Source organism: Streptomyces sp. M92 (assembly GCF_028473745.1).
Taxonomy (GTDB): Bacteria; Actinomycetota; Actinomycetes; order Streptomycetales; family Streptomycetaceae; genus Streptomyces.
Genome location: NZ_CP101137.1, coordinates 4,220,142 through 4,236,815, shown reverse-complemented (window position 1 = coordinate 4,236,815; position 16,674 = coordinate 4,220,142). Strand labels below are relative to the sequence as shown.

Genomic DNA, 16,674 nt, shown 5'->3' with positions numbered 1-16,674 from the left:
CCACCGGCCACCGTTGCGCGCACCACCGGCGGACGTGCAGGTCAGCCAGGCCGGTGAGGTCGGTGCGCCCCCAGAGCCTTGCTGACGCCTTTCACGCCGTCTGCTGACGAGGGGTACGGGTGACTTCGACGCTGGTACGGGTGCCCCAGCGGTTGACGCGGTGGCAGGTGGCCATCGCGTAGAAGTACATCGGGCGCAGGACCAGGGCTCGCCAGCCGGAGGCGAGCGGGGCGAGGGCGAAGAGCAGCAGGAGCTGGCGCAGACGCATGTCGGTGCGGTGCACGGTGAACAGGCGCAGGGTCATCAGATAGCTCATCGCGGTGCCGATGACGACGCCGGCGAGCAGGAGGGTGCCGGTGTGGGCGCGCAGGCCGGGGCTGGCGAGGACGGCGGCGGGGATGGCGAGGCCGAGGACGATGTGAACGTACTCCGCGACGGTGGACCAGAAGACGACGCCGTTCATGGGCATGTAGCGCAGCCACCATAGATGGCGCACGGTCGTACCGCGCATCCAGCGCATCTGCTGGCGCAGGTAGTGCGACCAGCGTTCGGGGACGAGGGTGAAGACGAGCGAGGAGGGCTGGTGGACGGTGTCGCCGGCCAGAAGTCCGTAGAAGGTGAGCATGGAGTCGTCGTTCATCTGCATGGGCCGGCCCCTGAACGTCTCATGCTCGTAGACGCCGGCCGCGTCACGCACGACGTGAGCCCGGTAGAAGGCGAGCGTGCCGGAGTTGATGGTGACGCGACCGAGCACGGACTGGGCGGAGCGCAGACCTCGGGTGAAGGGCAGGTACAGCAGGTTGGTCATCCGGGTCAGCGCGTTGGCGTCGTAGTTGAGGACGATTACCTGGCCCGCGACCGAGGAGGTCTTCGGATTGGCGAAGGGTTTCAGTCCCTCGGCGATCGCTTCGGGGTCGAGGAGGGAGTCGCTGTCGAGGGTGACGAAGATGTCGGCGTCGTCGGTGGCCAGGACGTGCATCTGTGCGTGCCGCTTGCCCTGGTTGGGGGTACGGTCCCAGGTGACCTCCACCCCGTGGGCGGCGGCCCGCTCGAGGAGTTCGGCGCGCACGTCGTCGTACGTCATGGGCGAGCCGTCGCCGTAGACCGATCCGTCGTCGACGACCCGGATGCGGTCCACCGGCCGGGTCTGGACGAGCAGGGAGTGCAGGCAGCCGCGCAATGCGACGGGGTCCTCGTTGTAGACCGGGATCTGCACGGTGACCTTCAGCAGGTCGAGCGCCGTCTCCTCATGCGGCGGGACGGTGCGGGGCCGCTCCAGCCAGGACAGCGGCACCCACCACAACAGCAGGAACGACACCAGCCACGGCAGCACCATCCCCTCGTCCCCACCGACGAGCGTGACGACCGTGCTGTAGACATGGGCCACCCCCCAGGCCAGGAAGGCGGTCAGCGGGACCGCGCCCAGCACGATCACTGCCGGGGACGAAGCGTGCCAGGCCCGCGGCAGCGGCGCCACACCCGGCCACCGCTTCGGCACAGACCTGACGGGCGCCGGTTCGCGGGCGGCCGCGTACCGCCCGCGCACACGGGCGAAGGTGCACGGTGTCACTGCTCCACCGGCCCCTTGCCACGCCGGAAGGACGCCCTGACCATGATCGCTCCCACCAGTACCGCGATCACACTGGCCACCACCAGCCAGATCTGTCCGGTCGCCAGCCCTGTGGCCGCCAGCGTGCTGCCGGGACCCACGATCGACCCGTACGACATACCGCCTCCTCGAAAGGAAACATCCAATACGTCCTATATAAGCCCTTTCCGCTTCACGGGCCTCCAGGATCCTCCGCACGGAGGTACCGCTTCCCGACCTGTCTGCCGGTCGTCGTGGGGCGCCTGTGTTCGCGATGCGCCGGCGACGGGTCAGGAAAGCTCGTCGTCGGACCGTGCGGTCTCCCCTTGGACCTCTGCCATCGACTCGCTGGTACCCGGCCTCAGCAGCCGCACCAGCAGCATGAACCGCTCGATTCGCAGCGACAGCGGCTTGGCCAGATCGAACGGCTGCGAGCCGCTCTCGCGCGCGATCACGGCGCTCTCCGGCGGCGGGAAGTCGTTCGGTCGGTCCCGGCCGTAGGCACTCGAAGCCCCAGCGATCACCGCAGAGACAATCCTCAGCAGCTGGCGGCCGTGGTCGGCCGCTTCCGAGATCACCGGCTCAACGCGGACGCCGGCGAACTCGACTGGCTCACCGTCTGTGGTGGTCATGTGAGAGACGATCCGGCAGGAGGCAACCTTGCACGCGTCTGCGTGCACCGCCTGGACCAAGCCAAGCAGCGACTGCTCCGCGGCTGGCCCTTCGAGCGAAAGCTCCACCCGTTCGCGAGCCAGCCGGGCAATGAACGTCTCCAGGGAACTGAAGATCGGCGCCGCCCAGCGGGGGCGAAGTCCAGCACCCTGACCGCACGGCGGGGCCGGCTGCAAGGGTGGCCCTCACGCTGATTTTGAACGCGTTCAACTCTTTGGTCTAAGCTCACCCGAGACGGAGGAGGGGGAGCCGATGCGGATTGTGATTCCGGGCGGCACCGGACAGGTCGGCGCTGTCCTGAAGCGCGCACTGGCCGGCGCCGGCCACGAGGTCGTGATACTCACCAGACGCCCCAGGCGCGAGGGCGAGGTCCAGTGGGACGGTCGGACCCTGGGGCCGTGGACGGCGGCGGTGGATGGCAGCGATGTCGTCATCAATCTGGCCGGACGCTCCGTGAGTTGCCGGTACACGGCGGCCAATCTGCGGGAAATGATGGACTCCCGGGTCGGCTCCACCCGGGTCGTGGGCGCCGCGATCGCGGCTGCTGCCCGACCGCCCCGCGTCTGGCTGCAGATGAGCACCGCGACGGTGTACGCGCATCGCTTCGACGCCCCCAACGACGAGGCCACAGGTGTGATCGGCGGTACCGAGCCGGGCATGCCGGACTACTGGGCGTACAGCGTCGAGATCGCCAAAGCCTGGGAGCAGGCTCAGCAGCAGGCGGAAACACCGGCCACGCGCAAGGTCGCTCTGCGCTCGGCCATGGTGATGAGCCCGGACCCCGGCGGGGTCTTCTCCGTCCTGCTGGGACTGGCCCGCCTGGGTCTCGGCGGCTCGGTCGCCGGTGGAGCGCAGTACGTGTCATGGATCCACGAACACGACTTCGTGCGCGCGGTGGAGTTCCTGATCGACAGGGGAGACATGGCGGGGCCGGTGAACCTGGCAGCTCCCCACCCCCTGCCGCAGCGCGCATTCATGCGCACCCTGCGCTCTGAGTGGGGTGCACCGGTGGGTATCCCAGCGACCAAGTGGATGGCCGAGGTCGGCGCGATCGCTCTGCGTACCGACACCGAACTGCTACTGAAGAGCCGCCGTGTCGTCCCAGGCAGATTGGTCAAGGCAGGCTTCGACTTTCAGTACGCACAGTGGCCGCAGGCCGCGGATGAGCTGGTGCGCCGGGTGCGCGAACGGGTCGGACACGGTCCTGCGACACGCCGGTGAGCGGATCCGGGACGGCGGCCGCTCCGGCCGCCATGCCGGGCCGTGGCCGGCCTCGTCATCGCGTGTTCGCACCGGACAGACCCACTGAGCGACGCCGTCCCGGCGTCTGGAGTTGGAGGAACCATGGGGGCTGGGTTCGGAGCCGTAGTGTTTGTCCTCTACTTGCTCTACGCACTCATCATGTTGCCCTTCTGCGTTCTTGTCGGTTCGAGGACGTCTCAGCGCATGGGCTGGATGATGTCGGCTCCCCTGCTCTTCTTTCCTCTGGTTCTGTTGATCGCCCTCTTCATCCCCTGACGTCTTCACAGCTGAGGAAGTGTCTCGGTTCCGGCCGGCCCGGACTCGGCGGTGTCGCCGGATGATCGCAGCACGCCTGGCAGCCGCCGTGCTGGGCACATGGCTGTGCTGACCTTGCTCCTACTCATGCCATCGCTCTTGCCAGAGCAATGGCATGGCCGTGGATCAAGTCGGGCAGCAGGTGAACGTCGACCCGCATGCAAGCCCGCGGAGTACCTGGTAACGCCTGGTCATCAATTACGGGACGGCCCTTACTGACTTCGGCTGGTCAAGGTGACGTGGGTTCGTCGAGGATCAGGCCGGTGCCGGCTATGAAGCCGTCGAGGGTGCCGGGCCGGTACTGAAGGCGCTTGAGCCGGTTACGGACGAGGGCTTCGAGCCGGTCGAGCGCGACCACGGCGAGGTTGGCCAGGCTGCGTTTGACGTGTGCCCATACCCACTCGACGGGGTTGAGGTCGGGCGAATAGGCGGGCAGCAGGAACACCGTCAACCACTCACGCTCGGCGATCAGTTCGCGCATGGCGTGGGAGACGTGGTTGTTCAGCCGGTCCCAGACCAGCATGATCGGTGCCTTGACGAGTTGGTGGACGCCATCGACGAGCGCGATGAAGTCCCGCTCGCCCATGCTGCGGCGTGCGCCGCTGCCCGTTCGGTGAGTGCGTAGACGGTGGCACAGCCGGGTGCGCGAGCCCGGCCGTACCGCGATCAGCCCGGCCACCGACAGTCGCCCCGAGCGGCGCCCGCTGACGGTCACGACCGGGGTGCGCCCTCGCCGGCCCCAGGTTCGTCCCCGGGGCGGCTTCCGGGTGAACCCTGCTTCGTCCTCGAAGCAGATGTAGCCCCGCAGGCCTTAAGTTCTAGTGGTTGTTGCAACACCCCTTGAACTGGGGTGTTGCAACGACCATAAGAACTTAAGGGCCGCCCGGGCCCTTTTGCCTCCGCCCAGATCCTCTCCTTCCACGCGGTCACGGCCTGCTCGTCGCGCTCGGCGCCCCTGCGTGCGGGGACCTGCGGGCTGAAGCCGAGCCGGTGCATCAGCCTCGTCGCGCCGGAGACGCTGTAGGAGACGTGGAACTTCCTGCCGATCAGCGTGGCCACCCTCGCACTACCTGCATGACGACCCGGGCGAACGAGGCGCAATGTGGTTGCGCTTGGTGCCCGCCTCGCTCACCGCGACGGACCTCAGCTACTCCGTGGCATCGTGATGGTGTGGTTCGCGCCGTCGATCTTATACGCCTTGGTCCGGGCCAGGTGGTATGACAAAACTCCGGTGACTTTGACCTGCGGCTGCTCTGATTCAGGTCCTACCGCTTGGGAGGTCACCTGGTCTCTTTACGGGTCTGCTTCACTTCTCGGTCAACGGCCCAGGCGTCGGCGACCGGACCGAGGTGGCCGAGCTTGTCGGGGTTGATGACCGAGCGGATGGTCTGGATCTGCCCGTCGAGCATGTCGAGGGCGAGGACGTGGAGGACCTTGCCGTCGCGATCGCGGAAGAGCGCGCCCGGCTGGCCGTTGACCTCGCGCGCTTCGCACGTGATGTCGACCCGTGCCATCAACGGGTAGACGGTGGCGAGCAGCCGGGCCACGTTCTCAGCGCCGGCGACGGCCCTGGCCAGCTGCGGGGCCTTGCCACCGCCGTCCCCGACGAGCCGGACATCGGCCGACAGCAGACTCTGCAGTCCGTCCACGTCTCCCTGCGCCAGTGCCTCGAAGAACCGCCTCGCCAGCTCCTGCCGCTCCTGGCGGTCCGCCTCGAATCGGGGCCGTCCCTCGTTCATGTGGCGGCGTGCCCGCACGAGCAGCTGTCTGCACGCCGCCTCCGAGCGCCCCACGGCCGCGGCGATCTCGTCGAAGCCGAAGGCGAAGACCTCCCGCAGCACGAACACCGACCGCTCCAGCGGGCTGAGCCGCTCCAGGAGCAGCAGCGCCGCCATCGACACCGAGTCGGACAGCTCCGCCGCCCGTGCCGGCTCCTCGTACGGATCGTCCAGAAGCGGCTCGGGCAACCACGGACCGACGTACTCCTCCCGCCTCACCCGGGCGGAGCGCAGCACGTCGATGGCGAGTCGGGTCACCGTGGCCGACAGGAACGACTTGGCCGACACGGGCCGGGTGGTCGAGGCATCGTAGCGGAGCCAGGTCTCCTGCACCGCGTCCTCCGCCTCGCCCACGCTGCCCAGGATCCGGTAGGCGATCGAGAACAGCAGCGGCCGCAGCTCCTCGAACTCCTCGACCTTGCCCATGCCGACTCCCCCCTTGCGGTCTGACCGCCTGGCCGAACCCTCGCCGACGAGGCATCGTTCGTAGATCATCCGGTGCGTGACCGGAATGGTCAACGCGCGTGCTCTCGCACGAACTGACGGTCTCGGCATGGCGTCCTGGCCCCGGCATCCCTTCCGGGTCCAGGGCTCCAGCAGCGTTCAGTGGAACTGGCCGACCTGGTAATCGCCGGCCGGCTGCTGGGTGATGATGTTCAACCGGTTCACCGTGTTCATGAACGAGACCAGCAGCACGAGGGCCGTGAGCTGCTCCTCGTCATAGTGATGGGCGGCACGCGCCCACACCTCGTCGCTGACCCCGGTGGCCGCGTCCGCGACCCGGGTTCCCTGCTCCGCCAAGGCGAGCGCGGCGCGTTCAGCCTCGGTGAAGACCGTCGCCTCCCGCCAAGCCGCGATGAGGTTCAGCCGCACCGAGCTCTCGCCGGCCGCGGTGGCTTCCTTGGTGTGCATGTCGATGCAGACCGCGCAGCCGTTGATCTGGCTCACGCGCAGCGCCACCAACTCCTGCGTCTCGGCGGGCAGCGGCAATTCCTTCAGCTCCCGACCGGCCGACATGAAGTGCTCGAGGGCCTTGCCGGCGGCCGGGTTGGCGAAGTAGTCCAGGCGCGCGTCCATCGTGTGCTCCTCCACGTTCGTCGATGCCTTCACCCCCGAGACGAGGCGGCCCTCGCTCCTGTGACACGGCGCGGTGTGACCCACGTCTCCGCACCGTTCGGGTTCGGGCATGTCACAGGCCCAGGCGCTATCTCGTCTCGGGTGCGGAAGTCCTCGATCAGGGAGTTGACGATGAACGTCGCGCTGTGGATCACCGCTGGAGTGCTCGCCGCTGTCTGTCTGGTGGGCAGCTCAAAGATGTTCGTGCCGCAGAAGAAGCTGGCCGCGGTGGGCGCCTCTGCACAGTGGGTCCTGGAGTTCAGCCCCGGCGCTCTCAAGGCCATCGGCGCAATCGAACTGCTGGCTGCAATCGGGCTGATCCTGCCCGCAGCGCTCGGCATCGCGCCGGTGCTGGTGCCGCTGGCCGCCACCGGACTCGTTCTGCTCTTCGCCTGCGCGGTCACCATGCGCCTGCGCCGTGGCGAGAAGGCCACCATCACCGGCGACCTGATCTACCTCGCCCTGGCTGCCTTCATCGCATGGGGCCGATTCGGTCCCACGCCCTTCACCGGCTGACCACCGGGGCCGGATACCGTCCAGGCCCGACCCGCTCCACCTTGCCGCCGCCCTCCTCGCCGCGCTGCACGGACTGCACCCAGGCACGGCTTCCTCACCCGACCAGAAGGGGATGGACATGCCTCTGGCGGGCCACATCTTCCACCATGGACACGATCGCAAATTCAGCGTCCCCGAGAACAGCACTGGAAGACAAACCGCATGACGAGCCGAACGCGTCACCCATACACGCACAGTCAACTTAAAATGCTCCCCGACAGAGCAACGGCCTATCACACGCCCTATCACACGCCTGTCACCAACGACACGGACGCCCCCGACCACGACGCCCCGACCTGCTACCCACGCACACACCATGGACTGACGTGGACGCCCGTAGACGGTTCCTACAACCTGTGCCAGGTGGTGCCGAGGGACGGCCCCAGGATCAGGACTGGTGGGTGTTCTGGCCCGTCAAAGCGGCACTGCAGCGTCTCGGTCTTGCCTTCGATCACGGGTTCACGCCTTCGTCTGTCACGATCTGTCACACGCCCCCTGCGAGGCCTCCCATGCCTCCGCCGCTGGAAGCAGGTCCGCCACGTCCGGCTTCACGTACCACTTCTTCGTCGTCTTCACGTTGGTGTGCCCGGCCCACATGGCGAGCAGGTGATCCGGCACCCCGTTGTCGGCCAGGTACGTGAGGCAAGACGCCCGAGCATCGTACAGACGGACCCTGCGAAGGCCGTGCCTCCCGTACGAGACTCGGGAGCGGCATCACACGCTCCCCGCCATGCTCTTCGTGTCCTTCTCCGCCACCGTGCGGTTGCCCATCATGGTCCGGGTGTTGGCGATGCTGAGCGTGGCCGCGTCCAGGTCGATGTCCGACCACCGCAGGGTGGCCACCTCGCTGAGGGGCTGGCTCCGCGCTTCGGGGCGGAAGACGATCGCGGGGAGGGATAGCACGCACGCTCGAAGTACCATCCCTGCAAGGTTCTCCGGCCGGTACTTCAGGACCTCCGCAGTGGCGTAGTCGGACGGAGGCATCCCTGGAGAGGACAGAGGGCGATGAGTGTGGCTGAGAGTTGGTCGCGTGTGATGAGTCTTCTTCGGGAACACGCGCCGGCCGATCACGCGGATCTGCCCGGGCCCACTACGGAGCAGATGCTCGCGGCAGCCGAAGAGCGGATGGGGATCTCCCTGCATGGGGACCTGCGGACCTGGCTGTTGCAGAACAATCTGGATCTGCCGAAGGAAGAATTCGACGACGATGTGATGTGCTGCGGCTTCGACGGGTTCCCCGACGAGGGAAGCTTCTTTCTGGGCATCCGGGCGATGGAGAGGCTCTACGCGAACCGCTCCACGTCCTGCGGATTCGACCCTCCGGACCAGCCGGACTACCCGTTCTGGCGTAACGAGTGGATCCCGTTCCTGTCGGACCAGGACGGCTGGAGTGGAAAGTTCATTGATGTGCGGGACGGGCGCGTCGGCAGCTGGTGTGTGGGTGACCCCTCGGTCACGGGCGAGTACGAGTCGATGGCCCAGTATTTCGACTCTGTGGCGGAGATGCTGACGAGGATCGCCGGTGGAAGCTCCCGGGTCAGTCGGTTCTCCGAAGGTCGGCTTGTCTGGTCGTGAGACGGTTTCCGACTGAATGACGGCCGTTGCCGATCCGTCCTCACCCTGGAACGGCGATGAGAGTCATCAGCGTTGACGTTCCAGGGTGAGGACGGCGGCGGCGATGACGGTCATGCGATTGGGGCTGCAGCGGGCCCAGCGGAAGATCTGCCAGGACTAGGACGTGATCCGGGGCGGCCTCACGCAGGACACGCAGCAGTCCGGGGGCCCGGCCGGACAGGTGCTCGACGACAGCCTGGACGTAGGCATGGGCGGTGCCGACGGATATCCCGAAGCCGACGGCGATCTGCGCGAGGGCGTCGTGCCGGCGCAGGTAGACCAGACCCCCGAGAGCACGCTGGTGGGGCGGCAGCTTGCAGCGGCGGTCACCCCGGGAACCGCCACTTCGGCGAAGTCGGTCGGTGGCGTAGGTGTTCCGCCGACACGGCTGGCGGGAACGCTGAGCACCACGTCCATTGCTTAGTTGGGTTTACGACTGTGCGTTGAGGCCCTGGGTTCGGGGCCGCCCACCCCGCGTGCGCGGGGAGCACAAGCCCCGACCTGCCAGGTTCGGAATAGCGGCACGAAGCGCGGACCACCCCCGCGCGTGCGGGGAGCGCGCTACAGTGCTTGGGGTGGCGACGCTTATAACTTGACGCATGCCTCACCGTTGAATGAGCGGCGTCGGGTACATAGTTTGCTGCCAACGAAAGAGCGGGATCACGCCCGGCACAGGCGTGACCCCGCCAGGCCGGGTGTATGAGGCCCGGCCGACTGGCCGCGTATGCGGTCAGCGAAGGGTGACCGGGGACCGGCTACAGGCCGTGGCGCCTCCTCCAGTCGCTGAACCAGTCGGCAATAGCTCGAGCTGCCAGCGCTGACAGGAAGGCCGTCAAGACCTTCGCTGGTCCCTTCCCCTTGTTGCGAGACTCCCCGTCGTTCATGTGTGCCTCCAATGCACCGATGGGCGTGGCATGACCACGAACTCATGTGCTGATGCTTGGAGTTGCACGCGTCGGACGGGCCGACATCGCAGAGATGACGATATGCCTTGCGGTCGAGCCGGAGAGCAGCCTTCCCGAGAAGTCCCTAATTGCAACCCTTCTCCCGTATGCAGCCATAAGGGTCGTTGGGTTGCGCGCTCAGTGCGCAACAACGCGCATACAGCTCGCAATGAAGAATCAAGGCCATCTTCCATGCCGGGAATCTTCACAAGCGGATGGTAGGCATCCGCCCTTGTGTCGAATGTCAGCACCTCCCCTTACGATCCTCGCGATTGCGCAGAAGGGGGCGCGTGGCGGATGGGATCCGTCGCGGAGAGCGCGGCAAGCAGAGGACCTGGCAATGGGTCATGGTCCTCACAGCGCGGCGAAGACTGTGTACCTACTGTGGCCGGTCGGTTGCCACGACGATCCACCACGAGGGGCCCATCGCCGACAAGGGAGCGGACATCGGGTGGAATCCGTTCCGGCCTGTGAAGACTGCAATCGCTGGAAGAAGGGCCGTAGTGCCAGCCAGGCGCTGGGAAGCGGACATGGACCTGCACCACAGGTATCCGAAGGCGGGCTTTGCAACGCGGGCTAACGAGCTCGTGCACGGTAAGCGGTGAGACGTCGAGCGTCGGATCATCGATCATGGCCATGTGGTGGGGAACGCATCTCGCGCGGCGATCATCAGCGACCGGAGGATCACGAGCCTGTCGGCCGTGCACGAGCTCGTTAGCCTTCCCCGCCCTCATGGAACTCACCATGGTCAACGCTTAGGACTTGCCGACTTCGCTTCGGCGACGCCCTGGCCTTCGCCGTGCTGGCCGTGGCCGCACCCCACCGCACGGCCGTCGCACCCGCACCGCGCTCCGCTCCCTCCTCGTGTGTGTGCCTGGCATGCCGGGGTGCGGTCCTCACTGTGTTTGGGTGCGGAGTTCCTCGTTGAGGCGCTGCGCTTCTTCGAGTTGGTCTTCGAGGACGATGATCCGGCAGGCGGCTTCGATAGGGGTGCCCTGGTCGACGAGTTCGCGGGCACGGGCGGCGATGCGCAGTTGGTAGCGGGAGTAGCGGCGGTGGCCGCCCTCGGAGCGCAGGGGGGTGATCAGGCGGTGCTCGCCCAGGGAGCGGAGGAAGGCGGGGGTGGTGCCGAGCATGTCGGCGGCCCGGCCCATGGTGTAGGCGGGGTAGTCGTCGTCATCGAGAGGGATGGCGGGGCGGGTACTGCGAGGGGGCATAGACCTCTTCTTCCGGGGGACGCGTCGAGGGGCCCGGGCGCCGAATGGCGCCCGGGCCCCGAGCTTTCAACACCATCTGCCGACTGACATTAGCCGACCTTCTTTGTCCGCTGCGGTCCACCCGGGAGGGCGGGGCTGCGGGGATCGCGGATGCGTGACCGGGGACCACCTCCAATCCGGGGCCTGCGGTACCCGGGCGGACTGCTTCCTCGCCCGGGCGATCCTGATGGCGTCTCGCTCCTTACCTGTTGCGGTTGATCCATCTGTCCTGCTGTGCGGCCCCTGGGGCCGCTCGGCCCGGCAACCAGCGGAGGAACCATCACTTCCGGCTCCGCCACTCCGCTGCCGTGCCGCTCCTTCCACCTGTTGCGCGGCAGTTCGTGTCTGCCGTACCCATCGACTTCTTGGCTACGACGAAAACACTAGCCTCCGGCAGCAGCAATGTCTACAGCGACCACAACAGTTTTACTCCACCCGGGGGTCCGGTGATTCTGTCGCTTCTACGCCCGGAAGAGGTACCTGGCTGGTTGAAGACCGACCGCTGGGCACAAGCCCGACTCGACGGTGCAACCGACCAGGAGGGGTGCTTTGCGCATGGACGAGAGGGAAACAACCGGTACCGCGTCCACTGCGAGGGCCGTGGTGGTGGAAGACGGCAGGCCCGCCGACATCGCCCGCGCTCGCGACATGGCCCGCGCCTTCGCCGCAATCTCCGACCCCGTCACCCGAAACAGGGGAAACGCGGCTCTGGTCCAACTTCCCTTGAGTCACATCCGCTATCCGTGAACAAGGCCAGCCCGACACCACGCCACTGGCGCCGGGCCCTTCCTGTCGCATCTGTGCACCGCAGAGCCACCCATACGATGCTCGTGTGACTGCCCCGCCGCACACTGGGGCCCGGCCCGACGCACTCACGCAGTCGGTGCGACCGCTGGCCGAGCGGCTGTACGACATCAGGCATTGGTCCGAGTTCGAACGCGGCGGCCACTTCGCTGCGATGGAAGTGCCGGAGTTGTTCGCACAGGACGTCCGGGACTTCTTCCTCACCCACGTCAAGCACGACTGGCGACAAGCGTCCGACTGCGGCGGAACTCCACACTGACCTGCGGCTGCCGGGTTCCTCTTTCGCTGGGTATATGTCCTGATGGCGGGGTGGTTCGGTCACTCGGGGGCGGGTGCTGGACGGTGGTGTTACGAGCACGGCCGAGCCGTGATGAGAACGAGCAGCAGGTCGTACGTCGGTTGTCGCGAGCGCGCAAGGCGCCGTGTGCTCTGGTGGTGCGGGCTCGGATGGTCGTGCTGAGCTGGTCCGGGCAGCGAGTGCCGGCCATTGCGGATGAGCTCAGGTGCAGCCCCATGACGGTCCGCCGCTGGCTGCACCGCTTCACCGCTCGGGCCTGGACGGGCTGGAAGACCTGGGCGGTCAGGGCCGCAAGCGGCGGATCACCGAAGCGGAGCGTTCAAGGATCATCGGACTGGTCAGACAGGCTGCGCCGGGTCGGCTGACCGTGCAGGCCGACGGGGAGCCGGCCGCGACGGATGAATCAGAGCCGCCGCAGTGGACCCTTGACTCACTGACTTCCGAGGCCGGGCGACTGGGTATCGCCACCTGCCGCAGCCAGGTCCGCGGGATCCTGCTCGCCGAAGGCGTGCGCTGGCGCCGCACCCGGTCCTGGACCCGCTCGAAGGACGCGGACTTCGAGGGAAAGGGACCAGGATCATCGAGCTCTGCACCTGCCCGCCCGAAGGCGCGACGGTCATCCGCGCCGACGAGCTCGGACCGGTGATGCCTCGTACGTTCCCGCCGGCGCCGGGCTGGTCGCCGAGCGGGCACCGGTAGACACCGAGGACGATGCCAAGATCCGCCGGGAGCTCGTGGACGGTCGAAGTACGCGTCAGCCGACCCGAAGACCGACCGCCAGCGTCAGTTCAAGGACCCGATGTGGTGATGCGAGATCCGGAAACAGCTCCCGCAGCTGCGACATCCGGTACCGGACGGTCTGGGGGTGGACGAACAACGCCGCCGCCACCTCGTCCCGCCTGCCCTGGTGCAGCAACCACGCACGCAACGTCTCCTCCAGCCGCCGTGCGGTTGCGACAGGCAAGGTCCCGAGCGGTGCGAGGGCTCGGGCACGCAGGTCTGCGAACGCGTCCACGTCGGCGCTCAGCACCAGCTCGGGCAGGTGGTCCTCGGTGTCGCGGATATCGGAGGAGAGGGAGCGCGCGCGTGCGGCTCGTGCGTACGAGGCGGACGCACGAGTCCATGGCCGGGCCGGGCCGACCACGGCGGTGCGGTCGGTCAGCTGCCGCAAGAGATGTGATCGGTCGGCATCGGGGACGAGCAGCACACCGGTGGCGTCCGGCTGATCGTCGAGGACGAGGGTGCTCTGGTCGAGCATGCGGTAGGCAGGCCGGGCCTGGGCGGCGGGCAGCAGGATCGCGGTCAGCGTAGCCGGAGGCTGCCATCCGGCCCGTTGAGCGGAGGCCAGCAGCACGTCCGGACTCGCGCCGGCGAGGAGGTCGCGGGCCAGGTGTTCCAGGTGACGCTCGTGGGCCCGGCCCCGGGCGGCCAGTTCGTCGGCGTGGCCCGCGGCGCTCGCCGCGGAGAGCTCGTCGATGTAGGCGAAGGTCAGCTCGGCGAACTTGGCGACCTCGGCGGCGGGCAGACCCGCGGACACGGCGCCCGCTGCCAGGCATCGCCAGGCCACGCGGGCGCCGACGCGGTAGGCGCTGAGCAGGGCGTCCATCGAACGGCCGTCGCGCACCTCACCGCGGCCCAGCTCGTAGGCCGCGTCACCGCCGTCGCCGCCCGTGGCGTTCCCGCTCGCGAGGTCCAGGTAGTGCCCGAGGGCGGTGCGAACGGCTCGGCGGATGGTGCCGCCCATGCTGCCCGAAAGGGCGTTGGCGTAGGGAGGGACCTCGTCGATGATCACCTGGACGACCTCGTCGGCGGTGGCCCTCAGCGCGGCCCGAAGTGCGGTGACCGTCGTCTCATCCAGGGCCAGTTCGCTGGCCCTCTGGGTTGTACGACTCACGTTTTTATTCCCTGCGAACAATTCCACCCGCCAGATTCACGTCCTACGGTCAGGACTTTACGCCTCAAGACACAGCAAGCTGGAGTCATGACGAGTGCAGCCCTTCGCAGCAGGGCGTGGAAACTGCTGGAGATGGTCACGACGCCGCTGCTGCCGTCGGACTACCTCGACCTGGTCAACCCACTGCGTGCGGGCGCCGACCTGCGGGGGCGCATCGAGGCCGTGCACCCCGAGACGAGTGACGCCGCGACTGTCGTGATCAGGCCGGGACGGGGCTGGCGCGGCCACACAGCCGGTCAGTACGTGCGGATCGGGGTCGACGTCGACGGGGTGCGCCTGTGGCGTGCCTACTCCATCACCTCGCCGTCGAACCGTCAGGACGGCCGCGTCACGATCACCGTGAAGGCGATCCCGGACGGCAAGGTCAGCAACCACCTGGTCCGCAGGACGAGACCGGGCACGTTGATCCAGCTCGACCAGGCGACCGGTGACTTCGTGCTGCCGCAGGCCAAGCCCGCCAAGGTGCTCTACCTGACGGCCGGCAGCGGTATCACGCCCGTGATGGGCATGCTGCGCGACATCGAGTTCGACGACGTCGTCATGGTCCACTGCGCGCCACAGCCGCAAGACGTGATCTTCCGCAAGGAACTGCATGACCTGGTCGCGGACAAGAAGCTGCGGCTCACCGAGGTGCACACCGCCAGGGACGGCATGCTCGACATCGCCCGTCTCGACGAACTCGTGCCCGACTGGGCCGAGCGCGAGACCTGGGCCTGCGGGCCCGCGGGCCTGCTCGACGCCGCCGAGGAGCACTGGAGCACACACGGCCTCCAGGACCGTCTGCACACCGAGCGGTTCCGTCCCAGCATCGTCGTCGCCGGTGATGGCGGCGAGGTCACGTTCAGCGCCACCGGCAAGAGTGCCGACGCGGACGGCGCCAAGCCGTTGCTCGACGTCGGCGAAGAGGCGGGCGTGCTCATGCCCTCCGGGTGCCGCATGGGCATCTGCTTCGGCTGCACTACGCCGCTCAAGGCGGGCGCCGTGCGAGACCTGCGCACCGGCGAGATCACCGAGGCCGAGCCGGGCGTCCTCATCCAGACCTGCGTGTCCGCCGCGGCGGGCCCCTGCGACATCGAACGGTAGGAACAGCTTGACCGCCATCGACCCCACCGCCCACCTGACCGCGGAGCAGATCGAGGAACTCGGCCGCGAGCTGGACGCGATCCGCGACGAGGTGATCGCCGGCCGCGGAGAGAAGGACGCCGCGTACATCCGCAAGGTCATCGCGGCGCAGCGCAAGCTCGAGCTGGTCAGCCGGGGCGTGCTGCTGTTCTCGTTCTTCCCGCCCGCGTGGCTGCTCGGCACCGCCGGGCTGTCCGCGGCAAAGATCATGGACAACATGGAGATCGGCCACAACATCCTGCACGGCCAGTGGGACTGGATGCGGGACCCGAAGATCCACTCCACCACCTGGGAATGGGATCACGTCTCGCCGTCCGACCAGTGGAAGCACTCGCACAACGAGCTGCACCACAAGTACACGAACGTGATCGGCAAGGACAACGACCTCGGCTACGGCATCATGCGCGTGGACGAGGACCAGGCGTGGCACCCGTTCCACCTCGGGCAGCCGCTGTGGAACTTCCTCAACGCCTGCTTCTTCGAGTACGGCATCGCAGCGTACGACCTGGAGCTCGGCAAGAACCTGAGCAAGCACCGCCGCAGGAACCCGGAGTTCCGCGCGCGGGCCAAGGCCGTCGGCCGCAAGATCCGCAAGCAGGTGCTCAAGGACTACGTGATCCACCCGCTGCTGTCGGGCCCGTCGTTCCTCCCCACGCTCGCCGCGACGTTCACCGCGAACCTGGTGCGCAACCTCTGGTCCCACTCGGTGATCATGTGCGGGCACTTCCCCGAGGGCGTGCAGGTCTTCGAGCGCCGGTCGATCAAGGGCGAGACGCGCGGCCAGTGGTACCTGCGCCAGATGATGGGCTCGGCGAACATCAGCGGCAGCAGGGCCATGCACTTCATGACGGGCAACCTGTCGCACCAGATCGAGCACCACCTGTTCCCGGACCTGCCGAGCAACCGGTACGCCGAGGTCGCGGTGAAGGTGCGCGCGCTGTTCGAGAAGTACGAGCTGGAGTACGTCACCGGGCCGCTGCCCAAGCAGGTGTTCTCCGCCTGGCGCAAGGTCTTGCGGCTCTCGCTGCCGAACAGCAAGAAGCCCACTGCCGGGGTCAGAACGCCGGACCGTGAGCAGGAGCTGGCCACCGCCTGACTGTTGCAAGCGCCTGGCTCACGAACCCGAGGTCAGGCGCCCTTGTCCGCAGGCTCCAGAAGCACCACGTACTCCACGTGGTACGCCATCGTAAACACGACGCAAGGTGTGTGGACGCAAGGAGGGTCTGCAGGTCACATCCGGTTTTCCTGCCTTGGGCACGGGCTGTGAGGCGGCCGGAGGGTCAAATGAGCGTCATGTCTGACGGACATTCTCTCCTCCTTTGGCCGGTAAACCGGGTTTTCCGCGTTTCTGACGCCCGTGGCCGTCATGTTGCTGCCCCGGCGGCAGGTCGGCTGCTGGATGTGCCGCGGGATGCC

General features: G+C 67.6%; 14 protein-coding genes and 4 pseudogenes. 8 read left to right on the top strand and 10 right to left on the bottom strand.

Features of this window, described 5'->3' with window-relative positions:
• Positions 1-91: 91 nt before the first annotated feature.
• The 3 genes from M6G08_RS19200 to M6G08_RS19190 all read right to left on the bottom strand — a co-directional run bounded on the left by M6G08_RS19200 (position 92) and on the right by M6G08_RS19190 (position 2,220).
• Positions 92-1,477 carry a glycosyltransferase family 2 protein gene (locus M6G08_RS19200; RefSeq protein WP_272588390.1) on the bottom strand — a complete coding sequence of 462 codons (1,386 nt, stop codon included), beginning with the start codon at positions 1,475-1,477 and terminating at the stop codon, positions 92-94.
• Between the two features lie 89 nt (positions 1,478-1,566).
• Complete coding sequence (locus M6G08_RS19195) at positions 1,567-1,728, bottom strand: hypothetical protein (protein ID WP_272588389.1); 162 nt, start codon at positions 1,726-1,728, stop codon at positions 1,567-1,569.
• Positions 1,729-1,878: 150 nt separating this feature from the next.
• Positions 1,879-2,220 (bottom strand): hypothetical protein, encoded by a 342-nt coding sequence (locus M6G08_RS19190; RefSeq protein WP_272588388.1) that lies wholly within the window; start codon positions 2,218-2,220, stop codon positions 1,879-1,881.
• Positions 2,221-2,512: 292 nt separating this feature from the next.
• Here M6G08_RS19190 and M6G08_RS19185 point away from each other — a divergent pair, with 292 nt between their 5' ends.
• The gene (locus M6G08_RS19185; RefSeq protein WP_272588387.1) at positions 2,513-3,481 is read left to right on the top strand and encodes a TIGR01777 family oxidoreductase; all 969 of its coding nucleotides are present in this window, start codon (positions 2,513-2,515) and stop codon (positions 3,479-3,481) included.
• 565 nt (positions 3,482-4,046) lie between these two features.
• On the opposite strand, the pseudogene M6G08_RS19180 reads toward M6G08_RS19185, so the two are convergent.
• From M6G08_RS19180 to M6G08_RS19165, 3 genes and pseudogenes are all read right to left on the bottom strand, one after another.
• A pseudogene (locus M6G08_RS19180) lies at positions 4,047-4,885 on the bottom strand (IS630 family transposase); the annotation flags it as partial.
• Positions 4,886-5,097: 212 nt separating this feature from the next.
• Positions 5,098-6,021 carry an RNA polymerase sigma-70 factor gene (locus tag M6G08_RS19170; protein ID WP_272588385.1) on the bottom strand — a complete coding sequence of 308 codons (924 nt, stop codon included), beginning with the start codon at positions 6,019-6,021 and terminating at the stop codon, positions 5,098-5,100.
• A 177-nt stretch (positions 6,022-6,198) separates the two neighbouring features.
• The gene (locus M6G08_RS19165) at positions 6,199-6,672 is read right to left on the bottom strand and encodes a carboxymuconolactone decarboxylase family protein (protein ID WP_272588384.1); all 474 of its coding nucleotides are present in this window, start codon (positions 6,670-6,672) and stop codon (positions 6,199-6,201) included.
• 171 nt (positions 6,673-6,843) lie between these two features.
• Between M6G08_RS19165 and M6G08_RS19160 the strand changes: the two genes are divergently transcribed.
• The gene (locus tag M6G08_RS19160) at positions 6,844-7,227 is read left to right on the top strand and encodes a DoxX family protein (protein WP_272588383.1); all 384 of its coding nucleotides are present in this window, start codon (positions 6,844-6,846) and stop codon (positions 7,225-7,227) included.
• 753 nt (positions 7,228-7,980) lie between these two features.
• On the opposite strand, the gene M6G08_RS19155 is transcribed toward M6G08_RS19160, so the two are convergent.
• Positions 7,981-8,169 carry a site-specific integrase gene (locus M6G08_RS19155; RefSeq protein ID WP_272588382.1) on the bottom strand — a complete coding sequence of 63 codons (189 nt, stop codon included), beginning with the start codon at positions 8,167-8,169 and terminating at the stop codon, positions 7,981-7,983.
• Positions 8,170-8,271: 102 nt separating this feature from the next.
• Here M6G08_RS19155 and M6G08_RS19150 point away from each other — a divergent pair, with 102 nt between their 5' ends.
• On the top strand, positions 8,272-8,841 hold the full coding sequence (locus M6G08_RS19150; protein ID WP_272588381.1) for an SMI1/KNR4 family protein: 570 nt from the start codon (positions 8,272-8,274) through the stop codon (positions 8,839-8,841).
• A gap of 97 nt (positions 8,842-8,938) precedes the next feature.
• On the opposite strand, the pseudogene M6G08_RS19145 reads toward M6G08_RS19150, so the two are convergent.
• Positions 8,939-9,211, bottom strand: a pseudogene (locus M6G08_RS19145) (transposase family protein); the annotation flags it as partial.
• Between the two features lie 1,509 nt (positions 9,212-10,720).
• A complete protein-coding gene (locus tag M6G08_RS19140; protein WP_272588380.1) occupies positions 10,721-11,041 on the bottom strand; it encodes a MerR family transcriptional regulator in 321 nt (106 codons plus the stop codon).
• 910 nt (positions 11,042-11,951) lie between these two features.
• Between M6G08_RS19140 and M6G08_RS19135 the strand changes: the two are divergent.
• From M6G08_RS19135 to M6G08_RS19130, 3 genes and pseudogenes are all read left to right on the top strand, one after another.
• Positions 11,952-12,143: pseudogene (locus M6G08_RS19135) on the top strand (alpha/beta fold hydrolase); the annotation flags it as partial.
• 188 nt (positions 12,144-12,331) lie between these two features.
• Positions 12,332-12,379, top strand: a pseudogene (locus M6G08_RS35875) (hypothetical protein); the annotation flags it as partial.
• An 8-nt stretch (positions 12,380-12,387) separates the two neighbouring features.
• Positions 12,388-12,828 carry a COG3415 family protein gene (locus tag M6G08_RS19130; RefSeq protein WP_272588379.1) on the top strand — a complete coding sequence of 147 codons (441 nt, stop codon included), beginning with the start codon at positions 12,388-12,390 and terminating at the stop codon, positions 12,826-12,828.
• 108 nt (positions 12,829-12,936) lie between these two features.
• On the opposite strand, the gene M6G08_RS19125 is transcribed toward M6G08_RS19130, so the two are convergent.
• Positions 12,937-14,076, bottom strand: a complete 1,140-nt coding sequence (locus M6G08_RS19125) for a PucR-like N-terminal domain-containing protein (RefSeq protein ID WP_272588378.1) — start codon at positions 14,074-14,076, stop codon at positions 12,937-12,939.
• Positions 14,077-14,163: 87 nt separating this feature from the next.
• Here M6G08_RS19125 and M6G08_RS19120 point away from each other — a divergent pair, with 87 nt between their 5' ends.
• Both M6G08_RS19120 and M6G08_RS19115 read left to right on the top strand, forming a co-directional pair.
• On the top strand, positions 14,164-15,219 hold the full coding sequence (locus M6G08_RS19120) for a ferredoxin reductase (protein WP_272588377.1): 1,056 nt from the start codon (positions 14,164-14,166) through the stop codon (positions 15,217-15,219).
• Between the two features lie 7 nt (positions 15,220-15,226).
• The gene (locus tag M6G08_RS19115) at positions 15,227-16,354 is read left to right on the top strand and encodes a fatty acid desaturase family protein (RefSeq protein WP_272588376.1); all 1,128 of its coding nucleotides are present in this window, start codon (positions 15,227-15,229) and stop codon (positions 16,352-16,354) included.
• Positions 16,355-16,674 lie beyond the last annotated feature (320 nt).